General features: G+C 62.4%; 18 protein-coding genes. 13 read left to right on the top strand and 5 right to left on the bottom strand.

Annotated elements, in window-relative coordinates; all coding sequences use genetic code 11:
- Positions 1-4: 4 nt before the first annotated feature.
- The 5 genes from AOG28_RS16200 (at position 5) to AOG28_RS16220 (ending at position 4,178) form a co-directional block, all read left to right on the top strand.
- Positions 5-1,075, top strand: coding sequence for a YHYH protein (locus AOG28_RS16200; RefSeq protein ID WP_054557168.1), 1,071 nt, complete (start codon positions 5-7; stop codon positions 1,073-1,075).
- Entirely contained in the window at positions 1,072-1,722 is a 651-nt protein-coding gene (locus AOG28_RS16205) for a YbhB/YbcL family Raf kinase inhibitor-like protein (protein ID WP_082388912.1), read from the top strand. Before AOG28_RS16200 ends, AOG28_RS16205 begins: the two co-directional genes overlap by 4 nt.
- A gap of 72 nt (positions 1,723-1,794) precedes the next feature.
- Positions 1,795-2,493 carry a hypothetical protein gene (locus tag AOG28_RS16210; RefSeq protein WP_054557170.1) on the top strand — a complete coding sequence of 233 codons (699 nt, stop codon included), beginning with the start codon at positions 1,795-1,797 and terminating at the stop codon, positions 2,491-2,493.
- Between the two features lie 324 nt (positions 2,494-2,817).
- Entirely contained in the window at positions 2,818-3,192 is a 375-nt protein-coding gene (locus AOG28_RS16215; RefSeq protein WP_152965463.1) for a hypothetical protein, read from the top strand.
- Between the two features lie 80 nt (positions 3,193-3,272).
- Positions 3,273-4,178 (top strand): hypothetical protein, encoded by a 906-nt coding sequence (locus AOG28_RS16220; RefSeq protein ID WP_054557172.1) that lies wholly within the window; start codon positions 3,273-3,275, stop codon positions 4,176-4,178.
- A 158-nt stretch (positions 4,179-4,336) separates the two neighbouring features.
- Here AOG28_RS16220 and AOG28_RS16225 read toward each other — a convergent pair whose 3' ends face one another.
- From AOG28_RS16225 to AOG28_RS16245, 5 genes are all read right to left on the bottom strand, one after another.
- On the bottom strand, positions 4,337-5,383 hold the full coding sequence (locus AOG28_RS16225) for an alpha/beta hydrolase (protein ID WP_054557173.1): 1,047 nt from the start codon (positions 5,381-5,383) through the stop codon (positions 4,337-4,339).
- 120 nt (positions 5,384-5,503) lie between these two features.
- Positions 5,504-5,971 carry a thioesterase family protein gene (locus tag AOG28_RS16230; protein WP_054557174.1) on the bottom strand — a complete coding sequence of 156 codons (468 nt, stop codon included), beginning with the start codon at positions 5,969-5,971 and terminating at the stop codon, positions 5,504-5,506.
- Positions 5,971-6,924, bottom strand: coding sequence for an L-carnitine dehydrogenase (locus tag AOG28_RS16235; RefSeq protein WP_054557175.1), 954 nt, complete (start codon positions 6,922-6,924; stop codon positions 5,971-5,973). Before AOG28_RS16235 ends, AOG28_RS16230 begins: the two co-directional genes overlap by 1 nt.
- Positions 6,921-7,844 carry a 3-keto-5-aminohexanoate cleavage protein gene (locus AOG28_RS16240; RefSeq protein WP_054557176.1) on the bottom strand — a complete coding sequence of 308 codons (924 nt, stop codon included), beginning with the start codon at positions 7,842-7,844 and terminating at the stop codon, positions 6,921-6,923. Before AOG28_RS16240 ends, AOG28_RS16235 begins: the two co-directional genes overlap by 4 nt.
- Positions 7,845-8,126: 282 nt before the next feature.
- Positions 8,127-9,164 (bottom strand): LacI family DNA-binding transcriptional regulator, encoded by a 1,038-nt coding sequence (locus AOG28_RS16245; protein ID WP_054557177.1) that lies wholly within the window; start codon positions 9,162-9,164, stop codon positions 8,127-8,129.
- A gap of 162 nt (positions 9,165-9,326) precedes the next feature.
- Here AOG28_RS16245 and ltnD point away from each other — a divergent pair, with 162 nt between their 5' ends.
- From ltnD to AOG28_RS16285, 8 genes are all read left to right on the top strand, one after another.
- Positions 9,327-10,265 carry an L-threonate dehydrogenase gene (gene ltnD, locus AOG28_RS16250; RefSeq protein WP_054557178.1) on the top strand — a complete coding sequence of 313 codons (939 nt, stop codon included), beginning with the start codon at positions 9,327-9,329 and terminating at the stop codon, positions 10,263-10,265.
- Entirely contained in the window at positions 10,265-11,617 is a 1,353-nt protein-coding gene (gene otnK / locus AOG28_RS16255; protein ID WP_054557179.1) for a 3-oxo-tetronate kinase, read from the top strand. Before ltnD ends, otnK begins: the two co-directional genes overlap by 1 nt.
- On the top strand, positions 11,614-12,267 hold the full coding sequence (gene otnC / locus AOG28_RS16260) for a 3-oxo-tetronate 4-phosphate decarboxylase (RefSeq protein WP_054557180.1): 654 nt from the start codon (positions 11,614-11,616) through the stop codon (positions 12,265-12,267). Before otnK ends, otnC begins: the two co-directional genes overlap by 4 nt.
- A gap of 38 nt (positions 12,268-12,305) precedes the next feature.
- Complete coding sequence (gene otnI, locus AOG28_RS16265; RefSeq protein ID WP_054557181.1) at positions 12,306-13,100, top strand: 2-oxo-tetronate isomerase; 795 nt, start codon at positions 12,306-12,308, stop codon at positions 13,098-13,100.
- Between the two features lie 314 nt (positions 13,101-13,414).
- Complete coding sequence (gene denD, locus AOG28_RS16270) at positions 13,415-14,410, top strand: D-erythronate dehydrogenase (protein ID WP_054557182.1); 996 nt, start codon at positions 13,415-13,417, stop codon at positions 14,408-14,410.
- Positions 14,411-14,573: 163 nt separating this feature from the next.
- Entirely contained in the window at positions 14,574-15,950 is a 1,377-nt protein-coding gene (locus AOG28_RS16275; RefSeq protein ID WP_054557183.1) for a GntP family permease, read from the top strand.
- A gap of 298 nt (positions 15,951-16,248) precedes the next feature.
- Positions 16,249-17,646, top strand: a complete 1,398-nt coding sequence (locus tag AOG28_RS16280) for a GGDEF domain-containing protein (RefSeq protein ID WP_160317891.1) — start codon at positions 16,249-16,251, stop codon at positions 17,644-17,646.
- On the top strand, positions 17,643-18,887 hold the full coding sequence (locus tag AOG28_RS16285) for a GGDEF domain-containing protein (RefSeq protein ID WP_082388914.1): 1,245 nt from the start codon (positions 17,643-17,645) through the stop codon (positions 18,885-18,887). The genes AOG28_RS16280 and AOG28_RS16285 overlap by 4 nt, the downstream gene beginning before the upstream one ends.
- Positions 18,888-19,305: the final 418 nt, after the last annotated feature.

Below are 19,305 nucleotides of genomic sequence, written 5' to 3' on the forward strand. Positions count from 1 at the left end.
AGGCATGTCATCCACCGATCAGAACTCGCATGGACGAGGGCGCGTCATGCGTCGTTCCATTGCGCTGGGCATGGCGACTGCGCTTCTGGCGCCGTTGGCATTTCACGCTGCGCAGTCTATCGCCAATGACCCGGCATCACTGACAGCCAGGCAGAAGACGCGCTGTGATGCAGTGAAAGCCTCGGTGAAGGACGCCGGCTTTGACGATTCGGTGTCGGTCAGCTGTCACGATGGCAAGGCATTGATTGCTTCGGACACCTGGCCGGACCACGAGATGATGACCGGCATCGTCGGCATCAATGAGCAGGTACCGGTACCTGCCAAGGGTTACGCATCGCCCGTAGTGCTGGAGCCCAAGATGCGCGGCAGTGAGGAGACACCTTATACGCGTGATGCTGCGCTGGGTGTGGCCGTCAATGGCGTGCCGATCTACGACTACACCGGGGGCGGCGAGATGAGTCAGAACGACCTCGCAAGCTACCAGGCAGACAACGATACCCTGGCCACCAAACAGCTGGATGCCTGCGGTGGGCATTCCGGGCGTGGCGATGATTACCACTATCATGTCAAACCCACCTGCATGATCGACAGGATGAAGAATGCCGATGACAACCCCATCATCGGTTGGGCGCTGGATGGGTACCCCATCTATGGCGACGATAATCCAGATGGCAGTCATATCGCGAACGAAGCGCTGGATATCTGCAATGGCCAGCCGGACAAGACCTTTGGCTATCGCTACCACACTTCGCAGAAGGCGCCCTATATCGTGCAGTGCCTGATGGGGAAAGTGCCTGACCAGAAGGACTTGCCACGTGTAGCGCCATTGTCAGTCGCAAACGATACCAGCGATGCCAATAGCCGTGGGCGTCCTGCCGGGACACCTCCGCAGGGCGGCGTGGAAGACCTCGTCTTTACCCAGCAGGAAAGCGGCAAGCGCAGCATGGATTACATCTATCACGGTGAAGCCTATTACATTCGCTATACGCCCAGCGACACGCCCGATTGCTATGACTTTGAAACGCGTACCGTGACAGATGGTGGAGACGTCAAGACAGGAGAGTACTGCCGATGAGTCATGCAGAGTCGTGCAGGTCAGCAAGCAAGTCTTCGGGCAATCTGTCGGGCGAGTTCTCAAGTGCTTGGCAGACGCGTCTCGCGCGTGGGATGGCCCTTGGGCTTTGTACGTTGGCCCTTGCCGGGCCCATGGCCAAGCCTGTGCTTGCACAAGGCGACCTCACGCTCACCAGTCCTGCGTTCAGTGATGACGGCTGGTTGCCGGATGACCTGAAATGCACTCGTGACGGCGGCGATGGCGTCACACCCCCACTGACATGGGGGGATGTGCCTGACGGCACACAGAGCCTTGCCCTCATCATGCATCACTATCCCAAAGGCACTGTCGAAGGACGTGACGCTCCCAGCCAGTATTGGCTGCTGTGGAATCTTCCGGCAGATACCCACGCCTTGCCGCGCGGCAACCCGGCGTCGTTGGGGGATGAGGGCGCCGACAAGGACAAGAAACGTATCGGGTATACGCCGCCTTGTTCACCTCCCGGTCCCGAGGGCTCATATCACGAATACATGATCACGCTGTATGCCTTGAAAGCACCGCTGGATTCGCTGCCGAATCATGACGACATGAGCGTGAACTGGGAGACGATGACCGAGGCGCTCAAGGGCAAGGTCATTGATTCATCCTCCATCACCTTGCGCAACTGAGCAGATGATGGACGCAAGACAGCCCCTGCAAGCCAAGAAGACCGATCGCTATTCACCACGAAAGGAACCCTCATGCGCACATTACTGACCGCCGCCCTCATTTTTGCTGCTGCACCTGCCTTTGCTGATTCACACGCCAAGGATGCGCATGCGGAAAAGCCCAAGGCCGGTCCTCAGAGTGGTACCAGACTCAAGGCCGAGGTATGGGCCGATAACTGGTTTGAAATGTACGTCAATGGCGAGAAGGCGATGCAAGACAGCGTGCCGATCACCTCTGAGCGCTCTTTCAATTCAGAAACCGCCATCATCGAGACGCAATTCCCGGTGACTATTGCCATCGAGGCCAGGGACTTCAAGGAGAATGACTCAGGCCTTGAATATATCGGCACCGATCGTCAGCAGATGGGCGATGGCGGCATGATCGCCCAGTTCCGTGATGCAAAGACAGGTGACGTCATCGGTGTCACCAACAGCGACATGCATTGTCTCGTTGTACATCACGCACCGGTGAAGACTTCCTGCGAAGACGAAAGTGACCCACAAGCGGGTGAGGGTGCTTGTGCCTTCGAGGAAACCACGGTTGATGATGATTGGACCGCCCCGGACTTCGACGATAGCGACTGGCCGGCTGCCATTGAACACGCTGCCAGCGACGTCAGCCCGAAAGATGGCTATGACGATATCGACTGGGACGACAACGCCAGGTTCGTCTGGGGCGACAGCCTCAAGCAGGACAACACGCTGCTGTGCCGCATGACTATCGAAGGCTGATCTGCGCGTACCGTTGTAACAATAAAAAGGCGCCCCTGCGAAAGCAGGGGCGCCTTTTTATTGCGCTCATCTCAGAGATGGAGCTGGAAGTTACTTGCTCCAGGCGCCTGTGATGGGCTTGGAGAAGTGCGCCAGTACGGCGATCATGCAGACTTCGATCGACATGGAACAGCAGATGTGGCCGAGGGTTTCGCTCCACAGTTCATAGCCGTTGAGGTTCTATAGCCAACCAGTCGTTTCGCCGCCAAATTAGGCCGGGTTACGGAAGCCGAATGGCTACGCGGTGTCCTGCGTCTGATCAATGCCATGGTGCTGGGAATTGTGGTGTCACTGTACGCGCCGGACTCGCTGGTGATGGCGGTCGTGGGCTTTGCGATCGTCACGGTCTTGCTGGTGTCGATTCATCTACCGCTGTGCACGCTGTGGGGAAGGGCGCTGATGGGGCGTGTCCCGGAAACATTGTCGGGGCTGATGGTCGCCCTGCTGTTCGTCGGTCATGACGTGGCCACCAAGCCCGTGGCAATACTGCTGGGAGTGATGATGGCCATACTCCTCATCGTTGTTGCTGGCTGGAGAGTTCTTGCGTTGGCCGGTCGCTTTCTCTCCGAGTCGGCTTTCGTAATCGCTCACCGTTTGCTGGGCACCTGGCTAGTCGCCATCAGCGTGATGACACTGACCTTCATCGTGATGCAGTGGTGAGGCTGGCCTCTTGCATTATCAGGCTGCTCGCCCCCATTGCATGAGGATGCCCTCAGTAAGCCCCAAGGAATGGAGCGCGTATGCAGTTCATGAAATATGCCAAGCAGTTGGCGCGGAACCCGCTGGGTATCATCGCGTTGTTCATCTCGTTGATTTATGGCTTCGCGAGTCTGCTGCTGAATTCGGCGGCCGAGACGCTGACGCTGGCGGAGCGTTGGCCGTTGATCGGTTTCATCGTGGTGTTTCCGCTGCTGGTGCTGGCGGTGTTCTATCGACTCGTGACCCATCACCACGGCAAGTTATATGCGCCGGGGGATTACGACAAGGACCGCTCCTTCATGCGCACGCTGTCGCCAGCCGAGCAGGAGCAGCGTCTGACTCGCGAGGTGCAGGAGTCGCTGGGGGAGAGTGATTGGCAGCAGGGTGGAGCAGACGCCGAGGCTCAGGTATCAGCCGCAGATGAGGATAGCGGGCAGGCCGTCGACGATGCCGATGTCGCGCAGCTGTTGAGCCCTCAGGACGGCACCGACGAGAAGACGTCGTTATCGCGTGCCGAGCATCTGGATCATCATCGCCAGCAGATGACCCAGCTGAAGGATGCGGTGCTGCGTCAGATGCAGGAATCCTCCACTGCGGGCGTTAGTGCGAGCGGTGGAATGACGCGTCATGTGCGTGTCGGCGAGACCGATGCCTGCTTCGATGCGCTGCTCGAGGGAGAAAGCGCCCCCTTCACGTTCATTGAAGTGAAGGTGCTCAAGCACTACGCCAGAGCGCAGACGGTGCTGCAAAGTCTGCTCTACGAAGCGCTGCTGGCGGACCGCACTCTGGAGGCCAATTTCAGACTGATCGTCGTGGTCGTGCTGACGGACGATTCGTCTCAGGACATGACGCGGGAGCGGCTGGAGCAAGAGTGGCATCAGCGCATCCGTCAGTGCCCGGTCGCCATCGAGCTGCGCTTCATGTCACCGGCGAGTCTGAAGACTTAGGCGACGGCTTGACGCTCGAGCGGTCATTACCAGGCCTTTCATTCATCAGCTATATCTGCCGTCAACTATGTCGGTCACCAGCTATGTCTGTCACCAGTAACGCAAACGCCCAGTCACGACTCTCGTGGCTGGGCGTTTGCGTACGTGAGGGGCTTGCGCTAGTCCAGGGCGCACAGGCGCCGGTCGAGGGCTTCACAGAAGGCCTGCCAGGCGTGCTGCATTTCGGGGAGCGCGTGATGCGCGTGCAGCGCCGCATGCACCATGCCGCTTGCACTGCGATAGCCGACATCGGCACCACGCCAGCGCCAGACATCCACCGCTGCCTCCAGCGGTTGCGTCAGCGGGTCATGTTCGGCGGCCAGCACTTCGATCTGGCGTGCTGGCGGCTGCTGGGAATGGGCCGGCGAGGGCGAATAGCTGGCGGAGCGGTCGCCCTCGGCGACGGTCAGCCACATGCTGACCACTTCATCGCGGCCGAGCAGCGGCGCATCCGAGCCCAGCGCGAACTCGTTCTCCTTGGCCAGCACGAAGACCGGGTCCATCGGCGGGTAGATCAGCCCCAGCACATAGCTTGTGGGCTTGTCGGGGGCCGGATGCTCCTGATGGTGGGCCGTCTCCATTTCCGCGCCGTGGGTGCCGAGGCTTTGCATGCGCGTGCCCTGCAGGCCGATGTTGGGCATCTCGGTATCGAGTCGGCGCGCCACATCCATTGCCAGTCGAGCGCCGGCGCTGTCACCGACGATGGCCACCGGTTCGACAGTGGCGGAGAGATGCTCGATGGTCGCCAGGCAATCCGCCAGTGCGTCCTGATAGTTGGCTTCCGGCAGCAGGCGATAATCGACACTGACCACCTCACGCCCCAGCTGGGCGGCCAGGCTGGAGGCGATGCCCTGATGGCTCTCCGGCGAGCCTATCTGCCAGGCCCCGCCGTGCAGAAACACCACCGGTGCCGGCAGGTTGCCTTCCGCCTTGCGCGCCACCTCCGGGATGAAGTGGCGCAGGCGCAGCGGCGTTGCGCGGCCGGCGATCTCGACGTGATTCTCGTGGGTCGTGACGCCCTCGGCGAGCGGCGCACCAAGTTGCTGGCACAGTTGTTCATAGCGCTTGCGGGCGTCTGCCAGGGGCATCTCTACCATTTCATCCATGCCGTGCGCGAAGTCATCGATGAAGGCGCGACAGGTGATGGGGGAAGGCGTCATGGTCATGAATCGGCTCTCGGCGGGTGTCCCAAGACAATAACACCCCGCCAGAAGACTGGCAGGGTGCGGGTTTCGACGTTAAATCAGCGACTTGTTATCCGAAGCGGACATCGATTGTCACACGTCTCAGGCCGTCTTGCGGCGGATGGCGATACGACGACCGGCCGCCTTGGGCCAGTCCTCTTCGCCTGCCGGCTGGGGCAGGGCGGCAATGCGCTCCGCCACCGATTCCGGGCAGGGCGTCGGGCGACCGCCGCTGATGCTCATCGCCATCAACATCTGCTCGCTGGTGGCGATCTCGCCGCCGTCGGCATCCGTCAGGGTGAACAGCACATGCTGGCGCTTGGCATCATGGTCCAGCAGCAGGACCTTGACCTTGAGCGTCTGGCCTTCATGCGCTTCCGCCAGATAGCACAGATGCGTCTCCAGGGTGTAGATGGTCAGGTCGTGTTCACGACGACCCTCGGCATCCAGACCCACGTGCTCCATCAAGGCTTCGACCGCCATCGAGAAGGCACGCGCGTACTCGGCATCATTCATGTGGCCGTTATAGTCGACCCACTCATGCGGCACCGTGATCTCGAGCAGGTCCATCAGATACGCCCCTCGAGGCCTTCGGCTTCCGGCCAGTACTTGCGCGTCAGGCTCAAGAGCTCGACCAGGAATTCATCGCGACGACGGTCCAGCTCGGCGACCGGGCGGCCCGCAGCCTGGTATTCGCAGCCTTCCACGACCTTGTCGATCAGCTCGTCGGTCAGCTCCGGCGCTTCGAGTTTGGTCCACGGCAGTTTCAGGGCCGGGCCGAACTGCTCGAGCATGTGACGCATGCCCGGCTCGCCGCCTGCCAGGTGGAAGGTCAGGAAGGTGCCCATCAGCGACCAGCGCAGACCACAGCCATAGACGACGGCAGCGTCGATCTCTTCGGTGGTGGCGACGCCGTCGTTGACCAGGTGCAGGGCTTCACGCCACAGCGCTTCCATCAGGCGGTCAGCGATGTGGCCTTCGATCTCGCGACGCACGATCAGCGGACGCATCGCCAGCTGCTGGTAGTCATCACGGGCGCCTTCCAGCAGTGCCGGTGAGGTGTGCTCGCCACCGACCAGCTCGACCAGCGGCAGCAGATAGACCGGGTTGAAGGGGTGAGCGACGATGACGCGGCCCGGTGCCTTCTTGCAGTCCTGTTGCAGATCGGTCGGCTTGAAGCCGGAGGTGGAAGAGCCGATCACGACGTGCTCTTCGGCCGCGGCATCGATGGCGCTGAGGATTTCCTGCTTGAGCGGCAGACGCTCCGGCACGTTTTCCTGGATCAGATCGGCGCCGACCACGGCTTCCTCGAGGGTCGCGGCGAAGCGCAGACGATCGACGGAGGCACCTTCTGCCAGGCCATCCTTTTCCAGCGCATGCCAGGCATTCGCTACGAAGGCGCGAGTGCGGGCTTCGGCGTCCGGCGCCGGGTCAAAGGCGACCACATCCCAGCCATTGGCCAGTGCGCGTGAGATCCAGCCATTGCCGATGACACCGGTCCCTACGACAGACAACTGGCTCATGCGACACCTCCAGCGGTTTCGAGTGCAGCGATATCGCCAGCGGACGGATCACGCAGCTTGAGGAATTCACGCGTCTCGGCCGGGGTCATCACGCTGGAACCCAAGTTCTCGATGATGCCAGAGGACTTCTCGACCAGCTGCGCGTTGGTCGCCATCACGCCCTTGGACAGATAGAGGTTGTCTTCGAGACCGACGCGAGCGTGACCGCCCAGCAGCACGGCCTGTGCGACCATCGGCATCTGCATGCGGCCGATACCGAAGGCTGCCCAGTTGGAGTTGGTCGGCAGCTTGTTCTTCATGGTCAGCATGGTTTCGGTGTCAGCTTCCGCGCCCCACGGGATGCCCAGGCACAGCTGGAAGAGCAGGTCGTCGTCGAGCAGACCTTCCTGCTGCAGCTGACGGGCGAACCAGACGTGGCCCAGATCGAAGCACTCGAGCTCCGGCTTGACGCCAGCGGCCTGCACCAGACGAGCGTGCTCGCGCAGCCAATCAGCGGTGTTGATGTAGACCATGTCGCCGAAGTTCAGGCTGCCGCAGTCCAGGGTGCACAGTTCCGGCAGCAGTTCCTGGATCGGCGCGTGACGCTCGGCGGGGGTCTGGATGTCGGTGCCCGGGCCACCACGAGTCGGGTCGTTGACGTCCGGAATCCAGTCGCCGCCGCCACCTGCGGTGATGTTCATGACGATGTCGGTGTCGGCGGAACGCACACGGTCCATGACTTCACGGAAGTGCTCGGTGGAGTGGCTGATGCCGCCGGTCTCCGGATCACGCACGTGAATGTGGGCCACGCTGGCACCGGCCTTGGCGGCCGCGATGCAGTCATCGGCGATCTGCTTCGGCGTCACCGGGACATTCGGGTTCTTGCTGGCGGTATCACCCGCGCCAGTGATGGCGCATGTCAGGATAGTCTTGCGATTCATCGTCGGGCCTCACGTGTCAGAACACTTGTCTGCGGTAAGTCGCAGCGGCCATGTCACCAGACGTCGACCTGCACGTCCCGGTCGCATTGCCTCTGCGCCTTTGTTGAACACAGTGTCGTGAAGTTGAGGGCAGCGAGATGATCAGAAGACGCCGGATACTTTGCGTTTTACGTCAACTTTGCTCAGGCTGGGCGCCAACCCGCCCTGACGGACGCGAATGTACCGGTGAGAAGCCTCGATCGTGAGCCAATCGAGCTGCGCCTTAAAGGAGGCATCGCGGCCTCAGGTGCTGCCACCGACCCGCAGCGTGAACCCCAGGTCGTGGCTCAGTTCTCCGACGGGTTCACCATTGATGCGCGCCAGCAGCTTGCGCGCTGCCATGCGGCCGATCTGCTCCCGCGGTGAGATGATGGTGGTGAGGCGCGGTGTGACATGCTCCCCGATCGGCAGGCCATTGAAGCCGGCGATGGCGATGTCGTCCGGGATATGCACGCCAAGCCTGGCGGCGGCGAGAATGGCACCGCAGGCCATGTCATCGTTGGCGAAGTGGATGGCGTCGCAGTCAGGGAATGTCGTTCGGATACGCTCAAGCGCCTGAGCACCGCTGGTCATCTGTTGACGCACGGGCAGGTCGAGCAGAGGGGCGTCCTCGATGCCGGCCGCCGCCAGCGCCTCACGGTGCCCGGCATAGCGCATCGCCGCGCGATAGTCGCGATCGAGCTCGGCACCGGCGAAGTGGATCGTGCGATACCCGCGTGCCAGCAGGTGCTCGGTCATGGCGCGTCCGGCGGCGACATGATCCATCCCCACGTTCAGATCCAACCCTTCCCCCAGCTCCATGATCTCAACGATGGGCTGATTCCAGTTCTCCAGTATCTGGCGCGTCGCATCGTCATGGCGCAGCCCCGTCACCACCAGGCCTGCGGCCGACCAGCCCAGAAAGGTACGGATCAGCTGGGTTTCCCGAGCCAGATCGTAATCCGTCTTGCCCAGCAGCAGCTGATAGCCGTGTGCCTCGAATTCATCCTGCAGGCCCTTGATCACGTCGATGAACACCACGTTGGACAACGAGGGCACGATCACCGGAATTACGCGACTGGAGGCCGAGGCCAGGCTGCCGGCAATCATGTTGCGCACGTAGCCGACCTTCTCGATGGCCGCTTCGACCTTGACGCGTGTCGCTTCGCGCACGCTGTCGGGGCTATTGAAGTAGCGCGAGACGGTGATCGAGGAGACTCCGGCTTCCCGGGCCACGTCATTGAGGGTCGGCTGCATGGCCCCCTTGCGGCTGCGGCGGGGAGATGATGGTGGATTAGACATATGTCGCGTTTTCTCATTTGCCGCTTGTCGTGGCTTGGAGCCTAATCTATTAATGATGTTAGCGCTAACATGATAGCGCTAACATTCAGCGAAGTGCTGATCGGTGTGCCGCATGAGGTCGCCTTGATCATCACTTGAAACAGCTTCCGCGGGAGATGCGAGATGACAGCAGCAACGACTTCACCAGTGATCGGCCTTGTCGGCCTCGGCGCGATGGGAATGGGCAGTGCGCGCGCCATGCTGGCAGCAGGCCTGGACGTGATCGGCTGTGATATCTCGCCCGCCGCCTGTCAGGCCTTCGAAGCGGCGGGTGGCCGCGCCGTTGCCTCGCCGCTGGATCTGGCGGCCGAGTGTCAGGTGGTGGTGCTGGTCGTGGTGAATGCCGATCAGGTCGAGCAGGTGCTGTTCGGGGCCGAGGGAGAGGGCGGTCTGGCCGAGCGACTTGCGCCGGGTAGCCTGGTGATCCAGTGCGCCACCGTGGCGCCGAGCTTCGCGCGTGAACTCGAAACCCGCCTGAACGGCATGCAGCTGGAGCTGCTCGACGCCCCGATCAGCGGCGGCGCCGTCAAGGCACGCAGTGGTGAGCTGTCCGTGATGTCCTCCGGCAGTGAAGCGGCTTACGTCAAGGCGGAACGCGTGCTGGCGGCGATGGCGGCCAATGTCTATCGGCTGGGCGACTGCGCCGGCACGGGCTCGAGCGTCAAGCTGGTCAACCAGCATCTCGCCGGCGTGCACATCGCGGCGGCGGCAGAAGCCATGGCGCTGGGCATGAGCATGGGGATCGACCCCGACACCCTGTATGACGTCATCACCCATTCCGCGGGCAATTCCTGGATGTTCGAGAATCGCGTGCCGCACATCCTCAAGGGCGATTACACGCCGCTGTCGGCTGTCGACATCTTCGTCAAGGACCTCAACATCGTGCACAGCACCGGCCGCGAGCTGAAGCTTGCCATGCCGGTGGCCGGCAGTGCCCTGCAGCAGTTCACCGCCGCCAGTGGCGCAGGCTTCGGGCGCGAGGATGATTCGGCCGTCATCAAGGTCTATCAGCGTCTCGGCAGTTTCAGCCTGCCGGCCGCGAATGATGAAGGAGCGCAGTGATGGCGATCGTACTGGGCGGAATCGCCGATGACTTCACCGGCGCGACGGATCTTGCCAACAACCTGGTACGTGCCGGCATGCGCACCGTGCAGGTGATCGGGGTACCCCAGGACGCGCTGCAGGAAGGGGCGGCGAACGGGCTGGATCTGACTGAGGTCGACGCCGTGGTGGTCGCGCTCAAGTCGCGCAGCTGCCCGGTGGATCAGGCGATCAGTGAATCCCTCGCGGCGCTTGAATGGCTGAAAGCCCAGGGCGCGCGCCAGCTGTTCTTCAAGTACTGCTCGACGTTCGATTCCACGCCCGAGGGCAACATCGGACCGGTCGCCGATGCCTTGCTGGAGGCCTTGTCCGCCACGCAGACGGCCTTCGTGCCGGCGTTCCCCATCAACGGGCGCAGTGTCTATCAGGGCCATCTGTTCGTCGGCGACCGCCTGCTCAATGACAGCGGCATGCAGCATCATCCCCTCAATCCGATGACCGATGCCGACATCGTGCGCGTGCTGTCACGCCAGACCCCGCATGGCGTGGGGCTGCTCGATCACGCCACTCTGCGCCGCGGCGCGCAGGCGGCCCGTCAGCGTCTGGACGAGCTTGCCCATCAAGACGTGCGTCACGTGGTCTGTGACAGCCTCGATGAGCAGGATCTCGAGGTACTGGCCGAGGCGCTGGTCGATCACACGCTGGTCACCGGTGGCTCTGGCCTCGCCCAGGCCTTGCCTGCCCAGTACCGCCGCAAGGGCTGGCTTGAGCTGATCGATGATGCGGCGGTGCTGGCCCCGGCCCAGGGCGCCGCGATGGTGCTGTCCGGCAGTTGTTCTCGCATGACGCTCAAGCAGGTGGCGCACTTCACGCAGCAGCATGCTGCCTTCGCACTGGACCCCGTCAAGCTCAACGCGGGCGATGCCCACTTCGAGGCGGCGCTGGGCTTCGCCCGTGAGCAACTGGCGGCGCCGGAGCCCAAGCCATTTCTGATCTACGCCTCGGCCGAGCCGGAAAGCGTCAAGGCGGCGCAGGCGTCACTGGGCGTCAAGCAGGCCGGTGAGCTCATCGAGTGCGCCCTGGCCAGTCTGGCCAGCACGCTGGTTGGAGAAGGCGTCGGGCGCCTGCTGGTGGCGGGGGGAGAGACCTCCGGCGCGGTGGTCTCGGCGCTCGACATCCGTGAGCTGCGTATCGGCGGCCAGATCGACCCCGGCGTTCCCTGGACACAGGCACCGCACCCGGCCGCCGGCCCCTCGCAGCCGGAGGCGATGCTCTCGCTGACACTCAAGTCCGGCAACTTCGGGGGTGAAGACTTCTTTACCCGGGCATTCGACGTGCTGGATGCCATGAATCCTCGCGAGGAGAACGCATGAGTCAGTCACAGCACAACATCAACGTGTTGCGTGAGCAGATCGCCACCTACGGCAAGTCACTGTTCGACCGCGGCCTGACCATGGGGTCCAGCGGCAACATCAGCCAGCGGCTGGACGATGGGGGCTGGTTGATGACGCCGACCAATGCCTGCTTGGGGCGCCTGAACCCGGCGCGCATCTCGCGCCTCGACGCCCAGGGCGTATTGATCGATGGCGACGCGCCGACCAAGGAGCACTTCCTGCATCGCGCCATGTATGACGAGCGCCCGCAGTCGGGTGCCATCGTCCACCTGCATTCGACCCACTCGGTGGCGGTGTCCTGCCTGCCGGACGTGAATCCCTGTGAGTGCATTCCTCCGCTGACGGCCTATTACGTGATGCGGGTCGGCAAGTTGCCGCTGGTGCCTTACTACATGCCGGGCGACCCCGCGCTGGGCGATGCCGTGCGTGGCCTGGCCGGCAAGCACTGCGCCGTGTTGCTGGCCAATCATGGCCCGGTAGTGGCCGGCAAGACCCTGGAAGCGGCGGTCTATGCCACGGAAGAGCTTGAGGAAACCGCCAAGCTGTTCCTGCTGCTTCAGGGCAAGAACCCACGTGGGATGACCCCGGAACAGGTGGCGGAACTCGAAGCCAAGTTCGGCCGCCCCTGAGTGATGATGTCTTCGTCTGTGAAACCCAAGGATCTGACATGACCCGATTGGCCGCCAATCTCAGCATGCTGTTCACCGAGCATGACTTTCTCGATCGCTTCGCGGCTGCGGCCGAAAGCGGTTTTCGCGGGGTCGAATATCTCTTCCCCTATGCCTATTCCCCGGAAGAATTGCGCGCAAGGCTCGATGAGCACCAGCTGTCGCAGGTGCTGTTCAATCTGCCGCCGGGCGACTGGGACGCCGGTGAGCGTGGCCTGACTTGCCTGCCGGGGCGCGAGGAGGAGTTTCGGGCCTCGGTGGCCGAGGCGGTCCGCTATGCCCAGGCGCTCGATTGTCCGCGCGTGCATGCCATGGCGGGCCTGGTGCCGCAGGGCGCGGATGATGCCATGCGCGCGCGCTGCACCAAGACCTATATCAGCAACTTGCGTTACGCCGCCGCCGAGCTTGAGAAGGTCGGCAAGACACTGCTGATCGAACCGATCAACCCGCGCGACATGCCCGGCTTCTATCTGAGCGGCCAGGCGCAGGCACGCGAGATTCTCGCCCAGGTCGGCGCCGCCAACCTCAAGGTGCAGTTCGATCTCTATCACTGCCAGATCGTCGAGGGGGACCTGATCCGCAATCTGGAGGCGCAGTTCGCACACATGGGCCATGTGCAGATCGCCGGCGTGCCGGACCGTCACGAGCCGGATGTCGGGGAAGTGCATTATCCGGCGCTGTTCGCTCGGCTGGAGAGTCTGGGGTACGACGGCTGGATCGGCTGTGAATATCGTCCGCGGGGTGAGACGCGCGCAGGCCTCGGCTGGGGTCGCGAGCATGGTCTGACGCCCTGAATCTGATTCAGAGGGCTCGCTCGGCGAAGACCAGGGTTTCGGGGCAGGTGACTGCGCCGGGCGAGCGTTCAAGGAACAGTAGCAAGAATTAGTGGTATGACTTTCAGACCAGAGTATGCAGGCAAGATGAAAGAGTTGAGTGAATGACGCCCTTTTAGTCGCATATACCTTCTTCCCATTGCTGCTGAAGAGCGTGAAGCGCTATTTTCTCATCCCGTCTGGTCTGGTTGTTGTACCACTTGAGGACTGCTGCTGAGTGATCTGCCCATGCGGCAAGCCTACCAACGCCAGAACACAAAAGTGGAGTCCACACGATGCACGTCATGATTACCGGCGCCGCCGGATTTCTCGGTCAGCGCCTGACCGAGGCCTTGATCGAGAAGGGCAGCCTGAAGGGGCAGCCATTGTCACGCTTGACCCTGCTGGATCAGATCGAGGCGCCACGTCCCGAGGCGGCGTCATGTCTGGCAGTCGAACCGGCCACCTCGCTGGATATCGAGATCGTGGCAGGCGATATCGCCGATGCCGAGGTGCTTGATCGCTGCCTGGCGGGCGAGCCGCAGGTGATCTATCACCTGGCAGCCGTGGTCAGCTCGGCGGCCGAGGCGGACCTGTCGCTCGGCATGCGCGTCAACTTCGACGCGACTCGCCTGCTGCTGGAAGGCTGTGCGGCGCGTGGATTGCGCGATACCCGGCTGGTGATGGCCAGCTCGGTCGCCGCCTACGGAGGCGATCTTCCCGAGACGCTGAGCGACATGACCGCGCTGGTGCCGCAGAACTCCTACGGCACCCAGAAGGCGATGTCGGAACTGCTGATCAATGACTACAGCCGTCGCGGGCTGGTGGATGGCTGCGTGCTGCGCCTGCCCACCATCATCGTGCGCCCGGGGCGTCCCAATGCGGCAGCCTCGAGCTTTGCCTCCTCCATCCTGCGCGAACCGCTCAATGGCGAAACCGCCATCTGCCCGGTACCGAGCGAGCTCGAGATGTTCGTGATGTCGCCCCGTCGGGTGGTCGCGGCCCTGATCAAGGGCGCGGAGGTGGCGAGCGCGGACTTCGGCCTCTCTCGCTGCTTCATGCTGCCGGGCATCACCGTCAGCGTCGCGTCAATGCTCGCGGCGCTCAAGGATATTGCCGGTGAGCAGGCGCTGGAACTCGTCAGGCATGAGCCTGACCCGCGTATCACCGCCATCGTCGGCAGCTGGCCGGCGCGCTTTGACACCCGCAAGGCGCGTTCGCTGGGCTTCGTCGGCGATGCCGACCTGCACGAGATTCTCAATGCGTATCGCGACGAGAGTGCCATCGCCTAGCCAGCGTCTGGGCATCTCATCCAGGACGAGCTCGCCAGACACCTTTGCCAGATCTGCTCGTCACATCAGTACGTCAATAACAACGATCGGCGTCATGCCAGCCGGCAGCGCCGACACCGCATACCTTGCGCCACACAATAACAAACTACAGGAGTAGCACCCCATGACAGACGCCGCCGTCGCGGGGCCACAGGTCATCATCGGCCTGGGCATCGCCATCTTCGTCATGATCTATCTGGTATTGAAAACCCGCGTGCATGCCTTGCTGGCCCTGATCATCGCCGCCTCGCTGGCGGGGTTGATCGGTGGCATGCCGCCCAATGAGGTCATCAGTGCCATCACCACCGGTTTCGGCAAGACGCTTTCCACCATCGGCCTCGTGATCGGCTTCGGCGTGATGATGGGGCGTGTTCTGGAAGTGACCGGTGCCGGGCAGCGCATGGCCTACGCCATCCTCAATCTGCTGGGCAAGAACAAGGAAGAGGCCGCGATGGCGCTGACGGGCTATATCGTCTCCATCCCGATCTTCTGTGATTCGGCCTACGTCATCCTCAACCCGCTGGTGCGTTCACTGGCGCGCAACAGCGGACGTTCGGTGATCGGTCTGGGCATCGCGCTGGCGGCCGGCCTGATCATCACCCACTCGAGCGTGCCACCGACCCCGGGCCCGCTGGGCGTGGCCGGTATCTTCGGTGTCGACATCGGCCTGATGATCGGCTGGGGCCTGGTGATTACCGCACCGGCGCTGATTGCACTGGTGATCTATGCCCGTCTGATGGGGCCGCGTATCGAGGCGATGCTGGAAGCCCAGCCGGGGGGCTTTGAAGGTAGCGTCAAGCATGACACCGACAGCATGATGCCTGAATCGGAGCTGCCTTCCCTGCTGATGTCCTGCATGCCGATCGGCCTGCCCATCGCGCTGATCTTCCTCAATACGCTGGTCAGTGCCGTGATGGGCGATACCAGCAACGCGCTCACCAGCACCATCGCCTTCGTCGGCAACCCGGTGATCGCCGTGGGTATCGGGGTGCTGGTCGCCATCTATGGTCTGATGCCAAAGACCCCCAAGCAGGAAGTGTTCGATCATCTGGAAAAGGGTGTCGAGACGGCGGGTATCATCCTGCTGGTCACCGGTGCCGGTGGTGCGCTGGGCTCGGTACTGCGTGCCAGTGGCGGCGGCGATTACATCGCCATGCAGGTGGCGGCTCTGGGGCTTCAGCCGCTGTTGATTCCGTTCATCATCGCCACCCTGGTGCGCTTCATCCAGGGGAGTGGCACGGTGTCGATGATTACCGCGGCCTCGATTTCCGCACCTATCCTGATGGGCATGCCGGACGTCAACATGGTGCTGGCCGCGCAGGCCGCCTGTATCGGCGCGATGTTCTTCAGCTACTTCAATGACAGCTATTTCTGGGTCGTCAATCGCATGCTTGGCGTCAAGAGCACCAAGCATCAGATGCTGGTGCTGACCCTGCCGACGACGCTGGCCTGGGCCATTTCCATCATCACCCTGTTGCTGCTCAACGCCATCGTCGGTTGAGCCAGCCAGAGCAGTCTGCTTTATCAGGAACGCCGGGCCTCATCGAGGCCCGGTTTTTCGTTGGATTTTCGTTCATGAGCGAGGTATCAACACGGACATGCGGCGCTTGAGCATTTCCGTCAGCGTGGCTTTCAACATCTGCGCATGTGATAAAGAAAGCAGGGCGATCGAAGGGAAATCAGACATGCCTTCACGAATGGCAATATTGGAGCAACACCTGAGTGCCACGACTCCTGCGAGGCTGAGCTTTGCCCCTGAACTCGAGAGGGACTTTGAACAGTTCGAGCATCGTCGGCGCATGAGTCGTGCCGTAATGGGTTGCTGGAGCCTGATCATCTTTCAGCTGATGTTCGTGCTCTATGACACCGTCTATGCGCCGGTCGCGATGCCGGTGACAGAGAATCGCGCCGTGATGCTGCGCCTGTATGTCTGCATCGCGCTCGCGATCCTCGTGCTGGTCCTCAAGAGCGAGGTCTGTCGCCCCGTCGGGCGTGAGGCGCTGCTGGTCGCGACCCTGTGGGGCGTGATCGGCCTGGCGGCGTGGCTGGCGGTTCGCGAGAACCACCTGCGCTGCTTCCTCGAACTCTATGCGCTGGGCGTGGTGCCACTGGTCGGTATCGTCTTGATGCAGCTGCGTTTCGTCGCGGCTCTGGTGCTGTCGGCAGGGGGGATGGCCATCGTGATCAGCGTGGCGCTGGGCGTAACGATGCCCTATGCCCATATGGACTTCGCGATCGCCTTCGTCTTCATGGCGTTCTGCCTGTTTTCGCTGATTGCCAGCTTCCGCATCGAGTTCTCGGCCCGTCATGCCTATCTGATGACCTCCATCGATCAACTGCGCCTGCAGGATGTGGAGTCACGCAATGCCGAGCTGCAGGAAATGGCCTGTCTCGATCCGCTGACCCAGCTCTACAACCGCCGTCATCTCATCGAGGTGCTCAAGCAGCACCATGGCGATGCTCAGCAGGCGAAGAACGGCGTGTCAGCGTCCCATCCGGTGCCACCATTGCCATGTCTGGCGCTGATGATGATGGATGTCGATCACTTCAAGGCCTTCAATGATCACTACGGGCATGTCGCGGGTGACAACTGCCTGTATCAGATCGCCCAGGCCTTGCAGGGAACATTGAACAGGGAAAAAGGTGCTGGCATCGCCGGTGCTCTCGAGGGGGACGAGGCTGCGTTGGCCAGCGTCGTCCGCTTCGGTGGCGAGGAATTTACCGCCCTGGTGGCCGTGCGGGATCTCGAGCATGCGCGCAGCCTGGCCGAGGCGATGCGCTATGCCATCAAGTCGCTCAAGCTGCCTCACCGCGAGTCGGAACTCGGCGTCGTCACCCTGAGTGTGGGGCTTTGCGTCATCCCCTTGTCGCGCCTGCTTGAGGGCGAGGGGATGGAAGATGAGATGACGCGTGACATGGCGGTCGAGACGCTGCTCAGCCGCTGGGTCGATCAGGCCGACAAGGGGCTCTATCGTGCCAAGCGCCATGGCCGCAACCGTACCTGCGTGCAACGTGGCAACGGTAGTGGCAAGGTGCGCGCCCAGGCCAGTGATGACCTGCGTGATGGCCTTCACGATGACCTTCATGATGAGCGGCAGGCTGCGCAGCAGGGTGAGCGGCAGAATGCGCAGTACGATGAACAGAAGGCTGAGTTGCCTGATCACAGGCCGCCGATGGGCGGGGCGGGCCTGTCATGAGAAGTCAAAAGCGACTCCCCGGCGCCGGCGAGGCGATGATGCCGGCGGCGGTGGCCGCCGAGCGCGGTGTCGTCGAGGGGCTGATCGACGGTCGCGGCGCGTCACGCTGGCGGCTCATGTTCCCCGACGCCCTCGAGACCCGGTATGTGGAAGAGACGCGCGTCTCGCGCACGCGCGGCTTGCTGTATTCCGGCATCTTCGCCTTCGTGATGTATGCCACCTTCCTGATCAGTGACACCATTCATCGCAGTGAGGACCTGGCACTGGCCGCCATGCTGCGGCTGGGCGGTGTCTGCGTGGTGGCCATGCTGGTGCTGCCGCTGGTGCAGCGCGCGTCTTCCATGCGGCTCAAGGAATGGCTGATGACCGCGCTGGTGATCAACACCATGCTGGTCAGCGCCATCCTGTTGCAGCTGTCGCGCACCGAGCTTTCGCATGTCGATACGCTGTTGTTCGGCTTCTTTCCGATGGTCGGCAACATTCTCTTTCGGCTGCGCTTCCCCCAGGCACTGACGGCGTCGCTGACCTGCACGCTCATCATGGCCGGGGTGATCGTGTTGGAACCTGCCGGTCAGGAGGGGCTGGAGCTGCTGGCGATGGTGATCTTCGTCAGCACCACGGGGCTCTCGCTATTGGCCAACCATCAGCTCGAGCACAATCAGCGTCAGGTGTGGTTGCTGCGCCAGCGTGAGCGACTGTTGCTGGAGGAGAAGCGCGCTGCCGGTCAACGTCTTACCCGAGAGGCCAACTGCGATGCGCTGACGGGCGTCTACAACCGGCGTCACCTCGAACGTGATCTGGCCCAGCGCTGGGCGGACCTGATCCGTGAAGACGGGCTGGCGATCCTGATGGTGGATGTCGATCACTTCAAGACCTACAACGACCATCATGGACATGTAGAAGGGGATCATTGCCTGCAGCAGGTTGCCGAGGCGCTTCAGGCTGCCATCGGCCCGCAACCGGGCATGGTGGTGCGCTATGGCGGCGAGGAATTCCTGGTCCTGCTGGAGTCAGTGACCGAGCGGCAATTGCGGGCCTGCGCCGAACGCATCCGCCGCAAGGTGCGTGCGCTCAAACTGATCCACCCCGATAGCTCCGTGGCGAAAGTACTGACCGTCAGCGTCGGGGCGGTGAGCTACAAGGCCGAGCAGCACACCAATCTGACCGATCTGGTACGTGCGGCGGACGCGGCGCTCTATGACGCCAAGCATCAGGGGCGCGACTGCTGTGTCGTACGGTGAGTTCCTGACGTGAAAGGGCAGAGCCACAAGGAAAAGGCACAAAGAAGAGCGAAGTGAGACAAGAGAGCGGAGAGAGCGGAGAGAGCAGAGAGAGCAGGGAGACAAGAGAGACAAGAGGGTGAAGAAAAGGAAAGAAGGAGACAACTGGGCGCGTTCTCGAAAAGGGGCGCGCCTTGTCTTTTTGCCGCCATCAGGGCGCACATTCCTGGCTGGCTCAAGGTACGCAGCACGACAGAATTCAAGATAAACCGCGTCCGACGGCCCCTGGCATTGGTCGTATTCGAGGCTCGACGCGTGGTTATCTTGATGTACGTCAATAAAGGCGGATGTGCGGCGAAATATAGATGGCAAGCCTGAGCATGCCGAGTGGAAAATACGTGGATGCTGTCATGCAATATGGCGGGCCTGATTGATCACC

The sequence above is a fragment of the Cobetia sp. UCD-24C genome (assembly GCF_001306765.1).
Taxonomy (GTDB): domain Bacteria; phylum Pseudomonadota; class Gammaproteobacteria; order Pseudomonadales; family Halomonadaceae; genus Cobetia; species Cobetia amphilecti.

Coding starts and splice junctions, on each gene's coding strand:
- AOG28_RS16200 (WP_054557168.1), top strand. CDS start 5: ATGTCATCCACCGATCAGAACTCGCATGGACGAGGGCGCGTCATGCGT.
- AOG28_RS16205 (WP_082388912.1), top strand. CDS start 1,072: ATGAGTCATGCAGAGTCGTGCAGGTCAGCAAGCAAGTCTTCGGGCAAT.
- AOG28_RS16210 (WP_054557170.1), top strand. CDS start 1,795: ATGCGCACATTACTGACCGCCGCCCTCATTTTTGCTGCTGCACCTGCC.
- AOG28_RS16220 (WP_054557172.1), top strand. CDS start 3,273: ATGCAGTTCATGAAATATGCCAAGCAGTTGGCGCGGAACCCGCTGGGT.
- AOG28_RS16225 (WP_054557173.1), bottom strand. CDS start 5,383: ATGACCATGACGCCTTCCCCCATCACCTGTCGCGCCTTCATCGATGAC.
- AOG28_RS16230 (WP_054557174.1), bottom strand. CDS start 5,971: ATGGACCTGCTCGAGATCACGGTGCCGCATGAGTGGGTCGACTATAAC.
- AOG28_RS16235 (WP_054557175.1), bottom strand. CDS start 6,924: ATGAGCCAGTTGTCTGTCGTAGGGACCGGTGTCATCGGCAATGGCTGG.
- AOG28_RS16240 (WP_054557176.1), bottom strand. CDS start 7,844: ATGAATCGCAAGACTATCCTGACATGCGCCATCACTGGCGCGGGTGAT.
- AOG28_RS16245 (WP_054557177.1), bottom strand. CDS start 9,164: ATGTCTAATCCACCATCATCTCCCCGCCGCAGCCGCAAGGGGGCCATG.
- ltnD (WP_054557178.1), top strand. CDS start 9,327: ATGACAGCAGCAACGACTTCACCAGTGATCGGCCTTGTCGGCCTCGGC.
- otnK (WP_054557179.1), top strand. CDS start 10,265: ATGGCGATCGTACTGGGCGGAATCGCCGATGACTTCACCGGCGCGACG.
- otnC (WP_054557180.1), top strand. CDS start 11,614: ATGAGTCAGTCACAGCACAACATCAACGTGTTGCGTGAGCAGATCGCC.
- otnI (WP_054557181.1), top strand. CDS start 12,306: ATGACCCGATTGGCCGCCAATCTCAGCATGCTGTTCACCGAGCATGAC.
- denD (WP_054557182.1), top strand. CDS start 13,415: ATGCACGTCATGATTACCGGCGCCGCCGGATTTCTCGGTCAGCGCCTG.
- AOG28_RS16275 (WP_054557183.1), top strand. CDS start 14,574: ATGACAGACGCCGCCGTCGCGGGGCCACAGGTCATCATCGGCCTGGGC.
- AOG28_RS16280 (WP_160317891.1), top strand. CDS start 16,249: ATGAGTCGTGCCGTAATGGGTTGCTGGAGCCTGATCATCTTTCAGCTG.
- AOG28_RS16285 (WP_082388914.1), top strand. CDS start 17,643: ATGAGAAGTCAAAAGCGACTCCCCGGCGCCGGCGAGGCGATGATGCCG.